Source organism: Streptomyces sp. NRRL S-495 (assembly GCF_000966955.1).
GTDB classification, from domain to species: domain Bacteria; phylum Actinomycetota; class Actinomycetes; order Streptomycetales; family Streptomycetaceae; genus Kitasatospora; species Kitasatospora purpeofusca.
Genome location: NZ_JZWY01000502.1, coordinates 1 through 11177 on the forward strand (window position 1 = coordinate 1; position 11177 = coordinate 11177).

10 protein-coding genes are annotated in these 11177 nt (G+C 74.5%); 9 read left to right on the forward strand and 1 reads right to left on the reverse strand.

Features of this window, described 5'->3' with window-relative positions; all coding sequences use genetic code 11:
* Positions 1 to 321: ATP-binding protein (locus VR45_RS24900; RefSeq protein WP_045942069.1), on the reverse strand; the 321-nt coding region annotated here is incomplete at its 3' end.
* 228 nt (positions 322 to 549) lie between these two features.
* Here VR45_RS24900 and VR45_RS24905 point away from each other — a divergent pair.
* From VR45_RS24905 to VR45_RS24945, 9 genes are all read left to right on the forward strand, one after another.
* Entirely contained in the window at positions 550 to 1392 is an 843-nt protein-coding gene (locus VR45_RS24905; RefSeq protein WP_234326122.1) for a hypothetical protein, read from the forward strand.
* A gap of 205 nt (positions 1393 to 1597) precedes the next feature.
* Positions 1598 to 2380: a YcnI family protein gene (locus VR45_RS24910; protein WP_045942063.1), complete on the forward strand. Its 783-nt coding sequence runs from the start codon at positions 1598 to 1600 to the stop codon at positions 2378 to 2380.
* Positions 2381 to 2480: 100 nt separating this feature from the next.
* Positions 2481 to 3161 carry an SCO family protein gene (locus tag VR45_RS24915; protein WP_045942064.1) on the forward strand — a complete coding sequence of 227 codons (681 nt, stop codon included), beginning with the start codon at positions 2481 to 2483 and terminating at the stop codon, positions 3159 to 3161.
* Positions 3158 to 3664 (forward strand): copper chaperone PCu(A)C, encoded by a 507-nt coding sequence (locus tag VR45_RS24920; protein ID WP_045942065.1) that lies wholly within the window; start codon positions 3158 to 3160, stop codon positions 3662 to 3664. The genes VR45_RS24915 and VR45_RS24920 overlap by 4 nt, the downstream gene beginning before the upstream one ends.
* Positions 3665 to 3675: 11 nt before the next feature.
* Entirely contained in the window at positions 3676 to 5925 is a 2250-nt protein-coding gene (locus VR45_RS24925) for a FixH family protein (RefSeq protein WP_234326124.1), read from the forward strand.
* A gap of 14 nt (positions 5926 to 5939) precedes the next feature.
* Positions 5940 to 7259 (forward strand): iron uptake transporter deferrochelatase/peroxidase subunit, encoded by a 1320-nt coding sequence (efeB, locus tag VR45_RS24930; protein WP_078896804.1) that lies wholly within the window; start codon positions 5940 to 5942, stop codon positions 7257 to 7259.
* Between the two features lie 145 nt (positions 7260 to 7404).
* Positions 7405 to 8340 (forward strand): prephenate dehydratase, encoded by a 936-nt coding sequence (gene pheA / locus VR45_RS24935; protein ID WP_045942066.1) that lies wholly within the window; start codon positions 7405 to 7407, stop codon positions 8338 to 8340.
* A gap of 538 nt (positions 8341 to 8878) precedes the next feature.
* On the forward strand, positions 8879 to 10153 hold the full coding sequence (serS, locus tag VR45_RS24940) for a serine--tRNA ligase (RefSeq protein WP_045942067.1): 1275 nt from the start codon (positions 8879 to 8881) through the stop codon (positions 10151 to 10153).
* Positions 10154 to 10207: 54 nt separating this feature from the next.
* A complete protein-coding gene (locus tag VR45_RS24945; protein ID WP_045942068.1) occupies positions 10208 to 11056 on the forward strand; it encodes an HAD family hydrolase in 849 nt (282 codons plus the stop codon).
* Positions 11057 to 11177 lie beyond the last annotated feature (121 nt).

The window sequence follows — 11177 nt, forward strand, 5'->3', positions numbered from 1 at the left end:
GGGGGCGGCGGCGGGGGCCGGACGGCGGGCCGGGCGGTCGGGACCGGGCAGGCCGGGACCGGGCAGGCCGGGACCGGAGTCGGTCACCTCGATCCGCAGCAGGTCGCCGCTGATCGACGCGGTGACCTGGTAGCCGTCGTCGGGCCGACCGCAGGCACCGTGCTCGACCGCGTTGGCGCAGGCCTCGCTGAGGGCGACGCCGAGATCGTGGGCGATCTGCGGATCGACGCCCGCGGTCGCCATCGCGCCGAGCAGTATGCGGCGCGCGAGCGGCACGCTGGCCGGGTCGCGCTTGAGGTGCAGAGTCCACCAGATGTCCACGGGAGGTCCCTCCTGGCTGCGGCTCCACATATAACGAGGTATCTCCGGGTGGTGCGGAGGTGAACCGTGCCGAGGGCCCGCTACCGCCCGTTCGGCGGATGGACGGGGGGACGGGCATGTGCCGAGCAGCGCACACCGGGGGCCGTGCGCGGGGCCGAACGGGGCATTCGTAGGGATTTCCCACCCTGCCGATCCGGTGGGTGTGGGCGATGAGATGATGTCCCGGCCATGAATGCCCCAGCCGCCGCCCCGCACCCGGGCGCCCCCGTACCGGACGCGCCGGTGGGGGCCGCCGCCTGGGACCTGCGGCTTGCCCGGGCGGTTCCGTTCGCCCTGGTGTGCACGCTGATCGCGGCCGCCGGGCACGCGTTCGCGGCCGGCGGCGAGGTCGCCCTGCCCACGCTCGCGGCCGGGTTCGCCGCCGTGCTGGTGCTCGCCACCGCCCTCGGCGGGCGGGAGCGCTCGCTCGGCGCGATCGCCGGGGCGCTGGGCGCGGGCCAGTTCGGGTTGCACCTCCTCTTCCACTCCTACGGCGGCCACGGGGCGTCCGGGCTCTCCGGCGCGCACCACCACGGCGGCCCGCTGGGCTCCGGCCCGCTGACGCTGCCGCAGGTGGCCAGCCGGCTGGTCTGCAACGAGTCCCGCCCGGGCACCCTGATCGGTCTGCCCGGGAGTCCGACCGCCGAGCAGGTGGTGGCCGGCGCGGGTCTGGACCCGCAGGCGTACGCGGCCGCGCCCTGGTGGCAGGGCGGCGTGCTCGGGATGACGCCGGCGATGCTGGCGGCCCACCTCGGCGCGGCGCTGCTGGCCGGCTGGTGGCTGCGGCGCGGCGAGGCGGCGCTCTGGCGGCTGGTGCGGATCACCGCCTCGGCCGCGCGGACCCGGGCGGCGGAGCCGCTGCGGACGGCGTGCGCGCTGGCCGCGGTGCTGCTGCGCGGCCTGCTCGGTCTGCCCGGCGGGCCGGTCCGCCGGGCCGGTGGCCGCGGCGGGGACGACCCGCTGCCGGCCGGTGCCGTGCTGCGGCACAGCGTGGTGCGGCGCGGGCCGCCGTTCGGGGCCCTCGCGTACTGACCCGCCCCTCCGTGTCCCCGGTGTCCCCCCGCCGGTAGCGGTCCGGCGGCGGTCGGGAGTACGCGGCGCCGTGCCGTACCCGCCCGATCCGTGCGGTCCTGCGGCCTCCCCCACCTCTTCCCCCGCCGCGCGGCCCCGCCGAGGCACGGACCTCTCCGTGCCCGGGAGCGGGCCTGCCGAGCCTCCGAACGGAGACACGAACCCCATGCGTTCCCTTCCCGCCCGTCGTACCGCCGCCGTCGCCCTCGCCGCCGCCGCCTCGGTGGTGGCCCTCGCCGGTCCCGCCTTCGCCCACGTCACCGTGAACCCGGGCAGCGCCGAGCAGGGCGGCTACACCGCCGTCGACTTCCGGGTCCCGAACGAGAACGACGCCGCCGGCACCGTGAAGCTGGAGGTCAACCTGCCGCTGGACCACCCGCTGGCCTCGGTCCGCACCCAGCCGCTGCCGGGCTGGACCTCCACCGTCGAGAAGGCCAAGCTGGACAAGCCGATCAAGGTCCACGGCAACGACGTCAACGAGGCCGTCTCCAAGATCACCTGGACCGCCGACGCCGGCGTGAAGGTCGCCCCCGGCCAGTTCCAGGAGTTCCGGGTCTCGCTCGGCCCGCTGCCGACCGACGCCGACGCGCTGGTCTTCAAGGCCCTGCAGACCTACGACAACGGCGATGTCGTCCGCTGGATCGACGAGGCCAAGGCCGGCCAGCCGGAGCCGGCCAAGCCCGCCCCGGTGCTGAAGCTGACCAAGGCCACCTCGGCCGACGGCCACGGCGCGACCGCCTCCGCGACCGCCTCCGCCACCCCGGCGGCCACCGCCGACGGCCACGGCACCGGGCACGGCGACGCGGCCAAGAACGACGCCGCCCCGGACGACAAGGCGAGCGACTCCACCGCCCGGGTGCTCGGCGTGGTCGGCATCGTGGTCGGTGTGATCGGCACCGCCGTCGGTGTCCTCGGCCTGCGCCGCCGGAACAGCGGCTCGGCCTCCTGACCCCAGCACCGGCGGGGCCGCGTCCGGCACCCGTCGCAGCCGCGCCCGCCTCCCGGGCGCGGCCCCGCCGGTGATCCACCGCACACGATCGGACCCTCCCATGCCCCGCTCCGCCCGTACCCCCCGCGCCGCCCGCCTGGCCGGGGCCACCGCCGTCGCGCTGGCCGCCGCGCTCGCGCTGACGGCCTGCGGCTCCTCCGGCTCCGACGCCGCCGGCCCCGCCAAGGTCGTCCAGCAGAAGTCCGACTCGCCCTACGAGGGCACCGTGCTCGGCAAGCACTTCGACAAGCCCGACCTCCAGCTGACCGACACCTCCGGCCAGCCCTACGACCTGCGGCAGAAGACCGGCGGCCGGACCACCCTGCTGTTCTTCGGCTACACCAGCTGCCCGGACGTCTGCCCGACCACCATGGGCGACATCGGCGTGGCGATGAAGAAGCTCTCCCCGGAGGAGCGGCAGAAGGTCGACGTCGTGTTCGTCTCCACCGACCCGCAGCGCGACACCCCGCAGGTGCTGCGCGCCTGGCTGGACTCGATGGGCAGCGACTTCATAGGCCTGACCGGGGACCTGACCAAGGTGAAGGCGGCCGCCAAGGCGCTCGGCATCCTGATCGAGGACCCGGTGACCAACGCCGACGGCACCGTCACCTCCACCCACGGCGCCCAGGTGCTGGCCTTCCTGCCCTCCGACGACAAGGCGCACGTGCTCTACCTGAGCGGCACCGAGGTGAAGACCTTCGAGCACGACCTGCCGCTGCTCGCCAGGGGGGTCGCCGCATGAAGGGCGCCCTCGGCTTCCGCCGGACGGCGCTGGCAGGGGCGGTGCTGGCGACGGCACTGGGCGGCGGCGCCTTCCTGGTGGCCTGCGGGGCCGGTGGCCAGGACGGCGGCGGCGCGTCCGCCGGCGGAGGGGCGGCCCGACTCAGCGTCGCCGACTCCTACATCCCGATGCCGCCGGCCGGTGGCATGGCGGCCGGCTACCTGACGGTGCGCAACGAGGGCGGCGAGGGCGACGAGCTGGTCAAGGTCTCCAGTCCCGGCGCCTCCTCGGTCACCATGCACCGCTCCACCGCCAGCACCATGGAGCAGGTCGAGAAACTCGACGTCCCCGCGCACGGCGCGCTGCAGCTCGCCCGGGGCGGCACCCATCTGATGATCATGGGGTGGCAGAAGGCCCCGGTCCTGGGTGACGAACTCGAACTCGACCTGACCTTCACCCGCACCGGCACCATCTCGGTCAAGGTGCCGGTCAAGGAGCTCACCTACCGGCCCGGCCAGCAGTAAGGGATCGCAGGATGCTGATGGGACGGACGCCGAAGGCACGGCCGGCAACGGCGCGGGCGGCGACAACGCGGGCGGCGACGACAGTACGGACGACGACGCCGGGGCTGCTGGGACGGCGGATCACCGGGCTGCTCGGCGTACTCGGCGCGGTCCTCGCGCTGCTGCTCGCCGGCGCCGGACCGGCCGCCGCGCACGCCGCCCTGCAGTCCACCGACCCGGCGCAGAACGCCGTCCTGCCCACCGCGCCGCAGGCCGTCACCCTGACCTTCAGCGAGGCCGTCTCGCTCTCCTCGGACTCGGTACGGGTGCTCGACCCGACCGGCCGGGCGGTGGACTCGGGCAGCCCCACGCACGCCGACGGCAAGGACAACACCGCCCGGGTCGGGCTCGGCTCCGGGCTCGCCAACGGCACCTACACCGTCGCCTGGCGGGCCGTCTCGGAGGACTCGCACCCGATCGGCGGGGCCTTCACCTTCTCGATCGGCGCGCCCTCGGCCACCACCGTCTCCACCACCGCGCTGCAGAACGCCGAGGCCGACAGCCTGGTCTCCGCGCTCTACGGCACCGGCCGGACGGTCGCCTACGCGGCGTTCGCGCTGCTCGCCGGCGCGGCCGGCTTCGTGCTGCTCTGCTGGCCGGCCGGGGCGTCCCGGCGCCCGGTGCAGCGACTGCTGATGACCGGTTGGGTGGCCCTGCTGGTGTCCACCGTCGCGGTGCTGATGCTGCGCGGACCGTACGAGCGGGGCTCAGGGATCGGCAAGGCCTTCGACCTGTCGCTGGTCCGGGCCACGCTGGACGAGCGGATCGGCACCGCGCTGGCGGCCCGGCTGCTGCTGCTCGCGGCGAGCGGGGTGTTCCTCTCCCTGCTGGTCGGTCAGCTCGGGCTGCCGCAGGGCGGCACCGCGAAGGCCGCCGCGAGCGGCGGGAACGGTGCGGCCGGGTCCGGCAGGCCCGGGTCCGGTACGGCCGGGTCCGGTACAGCCGGGTCCGGTACGACCGGGTCCGGTACGGCCGGGGCGGACGGCGATCCGGAGGAGACCGAGCTGCGGGAGCTGGAGCGGCGCGCCGCCGAACGCCCGCAGCGCGAGGCCCGGCTGGGCCTCGGGGTGGCCGGACTGGTGCTGGCCGTCGCGCTCTCGGCGACCTGGGTCGGCGCGGACCACGCCTCGGTGGGCATCCAGGTCTGGCTGGCGCTGCCGCTCGGCATGCTCCACCTGGTCGCCATGGCGCTCTGGCTGGGCGGCCTGGCCGCGATGCTGGTCGGGCTGCGCGAGGGGATCGGCGCGGAGGTCGCGGACCGCTTCTCGAAGATCGCCTTCGGCGCCGTCCTGGTGCTGGCCGGCACCGGCGTCTACCAGTCCTGGCGCGGCCTCGGCAGCTGGGGCGCGCTGACGGGCACCGACTACGGGCGGCTGCTGCTGGTCAAGACCGGCTGTGTGATCGCCATGCTCGGCGTCGCCTGGATGTCCCGCAGCTGGCTCGCCCGGCTGCGCGCCACCCCGGAGGAGGCGGCCGAGGTCGTGCCGGAGCCGGTCGCGGTCGCCGCGTCCGCCGACGCTCCCGTTGCCGCCTCCGACACCGCTTCCGACACTGCCTCCGGCCCTGCTTCCGGCCCTGGCGCGGAGACCGAGGACCCGGTCCGGCAGGCCCAGCTGGCCCGTCAGCGGGCGGCCCGGGCGAACGCCGACCGGGACCGCGGGCTCACCCCGACCCGGGCCGGGCTGCGCCGCTCGGTGCTGGTCGAGGCGGCGGTCGCGGTGGCCGTCCTGGTGGTCACCACCCTGCTCACCAACTCCCCGCCCGGACGGGTGGCGGGCGAGGTCGCGGCCGCCGCGGCGAACGGCGCCGCCACGACGACCGGCGGCACGAACGGCGGGACCACCGGTGGGGCGCCCGCCCCGCAGACGGTGCCCGGGCGGACCGTGGAGCTCAAGCTCCCGTACGACACCAAGGGCCGGACGCCGAACGCCAAGGGCACCGCGACCGTCACCCTCAACCCGGCCGGTACCGGGTCGAACGAGGTGCACCTGAAGCTGGACGGCGCGGACGGCTCGCCCGTCGAGGTGCCCGAGGTCGAGCTCGCCTTCACCCTGCCGGACCGCGACCTCGGCCCGCTCACCGTGCCGCTCGCCGCCGAGGGCACCGGGCGCTGGACCGGGACCGCGCAGCTGCCGCTCGCCGGGAACTGGGTGGTGTCGGTGGTGATCAGATCCTCCGACATCGACCAGACCACGGAGATCAAGCAGCTGAAGATCGGATAGGGCGGACCATCCCCATGAAGACCAGCACCAGCGACAGCACCAGCACCAGCACCAGCACCAGCACCGACGGCTCCGCCCCCGACGGCCGTGCCCCCGGCCTGACCCGGCGGACGCTGCTGGGAACCGCCGGGGCCGGCCTGGTGGTCGGCGCCGGCGCCGGGGCCGCGACGGCCCTGGCCGTGGAGCGGCGCGACCCGGGCCCGCCGCGGCCGGCGGCCGGGGCGGGCCCCCGGCTGGGGGTCGCCGCGGTGCGATTCCACGGCGAGCACCAGGCCGGGATCCTCGAACCCCAGCAGGCCCGGGTCCAGCTGGCCGCCTTCGACCTGGCCGGCGGGGTCGGCCGGGACGGCGTGCGGGCGCTGCTCCGGCGCTGGTCGCGCACCGCCGGCCGGATGGCGGTGGGCGAGCCGGCCGACGAGTTCGAGAACCAGATCGCCCTGGACGCCGGTCCCTGCTCGCTCACCGTCACCTTCGGTTTCGGCGCGTCCCTGTTCGACCGAACCGGGCTGGCCGACCACCGCCCGGCCGGACTGGAGCCGCTGCCCGACTTCCCGGCCGACGCGCTGGACCCGGCCCGCGGCGACGGCGACCTGTTCGTGCAGATCGGCGCCGACGACGCCCTGGTCGCCGTGCACGCACTGCGGGTGCTCCAGCGCCAGGCGGCCGGCACCGCGGCGCTGCGCTGGCAGATGTCCGGCTTCGCCCGGACGCCCGGCGCCACCGCCGGCCCCATGACCGGACGCAATCTGATGGGCCAGGTCGACGGCACCAACAACCCCCGGCCGGACGAGGACGGCTTCGCGGCCAAGGTGTTCGTCGCCGCCGGGGGCGAGCAGCCGGCCTGGCTGGCGGGCGGCTCGTTCCTGGTGTTCCGGCGGATCCGGATGCTGCTGGACAACTGGGAGGCGCTGCCGGTGGAGCGCCAGGAGCGGGTGATCGGACGGCGCAAGTCGGACGGCGCACCGCTCGGCGCGGCCGCCGACGCGGGCGAGCGCACGCCGGTGGACCTCGCCGCCCAGGCGGCGGACGGGTCGCTGGCCGTGCCCGCGGACGCGCACATCCGGGTCGCGGCGCCGGCCGCCAACGGCGGGGCGGCCATGCTGCGGCGCGGGTTCTCGTACCACGACGGGCTGCTGGCCGACGGGTCGCCGGACGCCGGGCTGCTCTTCCTGGCCTTCCAGGCCGACCCGCGCAAGGGGTTCACCCCGGTGCAGCGCAAGCTGGCCCGGGGCGACGGGCTGTCCCGCTTCCTGCGGCACGAGGCGAGCGGGCTGTACGCCGTCCCGCCGGGGGCGTCGCCGGACGGGTACGTCGGGCAGACCCTGTTCGAGTGACCGACCCGTAGGCCCGCCGTCCACCCGTCGTCCGGACTCCGCCCACGGAGCGGGACGCGATCGTGGGCGGCGCCGGGAGTGACTAAGGTGGCTCCTTTCGGCGGTCCGCCGAACTCCCGTCGGTCCCGTTCCCCTTGGAGGCGTCATGTCGGCCACCCGCTACACGTACCTCGGGCCGGCGGGGACCTTTACCGAGGCGGCCCTGCGCACCCTGCCGGAGGCGGCGACCCGGGAGCTGGTGCCGATGTCCTCGGTGCAGCTGGTGCTGGACGCGGTGCGGGGCGGCGAGGCCTCGGGCGCGTTCGTGCCGATCGAGAACTCGGTCGAGGGCGCCGTCACGGCCACCAACGACGAACTCGCCTCCGGCGCCCCGCTGATGATCTACCGCGAGGTGCTGCTGCCGATCACCTTCGCACTGCTGGTGCGGCCGGGCACCGGGCTGGCGGACGTCAAGACCGTCACCAGCCACCCGGTGGCGCAGGCCCAGGTCCGCCGCTGGCTCGCCGCCAACCTCCCGGACGCGCACTGGGAGTCGGCCGCCTCGAACGCCGACGGCGCCCGGCTGGTCGCCGAGGGCCGGTACGACGGGGCGTTCGCGGGCGAGTTCGCGGCCCCGATCTACGGGCTGGACCCGCTGGTCAAGGACATCGTGGACGTGCAGAGCGCGACCACCCGGTTCGTCCTGGTGGGCCGCCCGGGGCGGGTGTCCTCGCCGACCGGGGCGGACAAGACCTCGATGGTGGCCTGGCTGCCGGACGACCACCCGGGCGCGCTGCTGGAGCTGCTCCAGGAGTTCGCGGTGCGCGGGGTCAACCTGATGCGGATCGAGTCCCGGCCGACCGGGGAGGGGCTCGGCAACTACTGCTTCCTCATCGACTGCGAGGGGCACCTCAGCGACCGCCGGGTCGGCGAGGCGCTGATGGGCCTCAAGCGGATCTGCCCGCAGGTGCGCTTCCTCGGTTCCTATCCGCGCGCCGACCGGCAGGTGTCCGGGCACCAGCGGCCCGGCACCTCGGACGCGGATTTCGGCGCCGCCGCGGACTGGCTCTCCCGTTGCCTCGACGGGCGCGGGGACATCTGACGGACGCGAGGGCGGGCGCGAGAGCAGGCGCGAGGACATCTGAGGACATCCGGGGGACATTCCCCGTCCACATGTCCTTTTAGAACCGTTTTCTGCAGCGCCGGGCGGTCGTCCACAGGGCGGCCGCCCCGGCCCCCGGCTTGTCCACAGGGGCATCCACTGTCCACAGGCCCGAGTTATCCACAGGCTTGGGGACGAGTCGACAAACCGGTATAGCCACTGCGCACATCGGTCGGATCATCGGTTTGCGTCGCAGAGATGACTAATCGGACCAGAGTCACCCGGGTGTCGGCAAATCACCCGTCCGAGTGCTTCAATTCCCTCACCCGGGAAGGTCAAATAAGGTTTCAATCTCGAATTCCATGGTTCGTTCCGCAGCCCACCGGTCCCGCCCCACGATCCACAGCCCCGGCCCCGAGCCTGTGGATAACCGACCCCCGGATCGTTTCCCACAAGAGTTATCCACAGGCTGGGGCGAGTTATCCCCAGGGGAAAACCGGTACCGGTGGACGGGCCTCCGCCCGGTAGGCTGGGCCCCGTGATTGACCTTCGCCTGCTCCGTGAGGACCCTGACCGAGTGCGCGCCTCGCAGCGCGTCCGTGGCGAGGACGTCGACCTGGTCGACGCCCTCCTCTCCGCCGACGAACGCCGCCGGTCCTCGGGCACGCGCTTCGACGAACTCCGCGCCGAGCAGAAGTCGCTCGGCAAGCTCGTCGCCAAGGCCCAGGGCGACGAGAAGGCCGCCCTGCTCCAGCGCACCAAGGAGCTGGCCGTCGAGGTCAAGGCCGCCGACTCCGAGCAGGGCGAGGCCAAGGACGAGGCCGAGCGCCTGCTCCGCTCGCTGGCGAACCTCATCGACCCGGCCGCCCCGGTCGGCGGCGAGGAGGACTTCGTCACGCTGGAGGAGATCGGCACCCCGCGCGACTTCGCCGCCGAGGGCTTCGAGCCCCGCGACCACGTCGAGCTGGGCCAGCTGCTCGGCGCGATCGACACCGAGCGCGGCGCCAAGGTCGCCGGTGCCCGGTCCTACTACCTGACCGGCGTCGGCGCGCTGCTGGAGCTCGCCCTGGTCAACATGGCGATCGCCCAGGCCACCGCCGCCGGCTTCGTGCCGATGATCACCCCGGCCCTGGTCCGCGCCGCCGCCATGGACGGCACCGGCTTCCTCGGCCAGGCCGCGGAGAACGTGTACTACCTGGAGGACGACGAGCGCTACCTCGTCGGCACCAGCGAGGTCCCGCTCGCGGCGTACCACATGGACGAGATCCTCGACGCCGACAAGCTGCCGCTGCGCTACGCCGGCTACTCGTCCTGCTTCCGCCGCGAGGCCGGCACCTACGGCAAGGACACCCGCGGCATCATCCGCGTCCACCAGTTCGAGAAGGTGGAGATGTTCGTCTTCACCACCCCCGAGGACGCCGAGAACGAGCACCGCCGCCTGCTCCAGTGGGAGAAGGACTTCCTCAACGCGCTCGAACTCCCCTACCGGGTCATCGACGTCGCCTCCGGCGACCTCGGCGCCTCGGCCGCGCGCAAGTTCGACATCGAGGCCTGGGTCCCCACCCAGGGCAAGTACCGCGAGGTCACCTCGACCTCGAACACCACCGAGTACCAGGCCCGCCGCCTCTCCATCCGGATGCGCGAGGACGGCAAGGTCCGCCCGCTGGCCACGCTGAACGGCACCCTGGTCGCCGTTCCGCGCACCATCGTGGCGATCCTGGAGAACCACCAGCAGCCCGACGGCTCGGTCGTCGTCCCCGAGGCGCTCCGCCCCTACCTCGGCGGCCGCACCGTGCTGGAGCCGGTCAAGTAGCACCGGCCCCGCCGGTCCGCAGTGAAGAAGCAACTCCCGGGAGACGCACGGCCCATGAGCACCACCAGCCCCAGCCCCGTCTCCCCCTCGGACGGTGGCGGCCTGCCCTTCAAGCTGGTCGCCACCGACCTCGACGGCACGCTGCTGAGCAGCTCCGAGACCGTCTCCGCACGCACCCGCGCCGCACTGGCCACCGCCACCGCGGCCGGGGCGCTGCACATCATCGTCACCGGCCGCTCGGCCACCTGGGCCCGCCCGGTCTTCGACGAGATCGGCTACCGGGGCATAGCGGTCTGCGGCCAGGGCGCCCAGGTCTACGACGCCGGCGCGCACAAGCTGCTCACCTCGCTCACCCTGGACCGCCGGGTGGCCGCGCTCGCGATCGAGAAGATCGAGGCCGAGGTCGGCCCGCTGGCGATCGCCGCCAACCAGGACGGCCTGGAGGGCGACGTCCTGGCCGGCCCCGGCTACCGGCTGCAGATCGGCTCCGAGCTGCCGGTGGTCGAGGTCCCGGCGTCCGAACTGCTCACCTCCCCGATCAGCAAGCTCTACATACAGCACCGCGAACTCAGCGACGACGCCCTCGCCGAGGCCGCCCGCAACGCGGCCGGCGACCTGGTCGGCGTGGTGATGGCCGGTGCCGGTGTGGTCGAACTGCTGCCGCTCGGCCTCTCCAAGGCCACCGGGCTGGCCGTCGCCGCCCGTCGGCTCGGGGTGACGGCGGCCGACACCATCGCCTTCGGCGACATGCCCAACGACGTACCGATGTTCGGCTGGGCCCGGCACGGCGTCGCGATGGCCAACGCGCACCGGGAGCTGCTCGCGGTGGCCGACGAGGTCACCCTGAGCAATGACGAGGACGGCGTCGCCGCCGTGCTGGAGCGCCTCTACCCCGCGCTCTGAACCCAGGCGATCCGCCCGACCAGCCACGCCCGACCCGGCTCAGCCCGACCCGAACTCCCCGCGACCCCGGTGCCCGCACCGGGGTCGCGGCGCGTCCGCCGCACGCCGGGGTGAACCCGCC

Excerpts from the sequence above, each read along its gene's own strand:
- pheA (WP_045942066.1), top strand. The coding sequence starts at position 7,405 with ATGTCGGCCACCCGCTACACGTACCTCGGGCCGGCGGGGACCTTTACC.
- VR45_RS24905 (WP_234326122.1), top strand. The coding sequence starts at position 550 with ATGAATGCCCCAGCCGCCGCCCCGCACCCGGGCGCCCCCGTACCGGAC.
- VR45_RS24925 (WP_234326124.1), top strand. The coding sequence starts at position 3,676 with ATGCTGATGGGACGGACGCCGAAGGCACGGCCGGCAACGGCGCGGGCG.
- efeB (WP_078896804.1), top strand. The coding sequence starts at position 5,940 with ATGAAGACCAGCACCAGCGACAGCACCAGCACCAGCACCAGCACCAGC.
- VR45_RS24945 (WP_045942068.1), top strand. The coding sequence starts at position 10,208 with ATGAGCACCACCAGCCCCAGCCCCGTCTCCCCCTCGGACGGTGGCGGC.
- VR45_RS24910 (WP_045942063.1), top strand. The coding sequence starts at position 1,598 with ATGCGTTCCCTTCCCGCCCGTCGTACCGCCGCCGTCGCCCTCGCCGCC.
- VR45_RS24920 (WP_045942065.1), top strand. The coding sequence starts at position 3,158 with ATGAAGGGCGCCCTCGGCTTCCGCCGGACGGCGCTGGCAGGGGCGGTG.
- VR45_RS24915 (WP_045942064.1), top strand. The coding sequence starts at position 2,481 with ATGCCCCGCTCCGCCCGTACCCCCCGCGCCGCCCGCCTGGCCGGGGCC.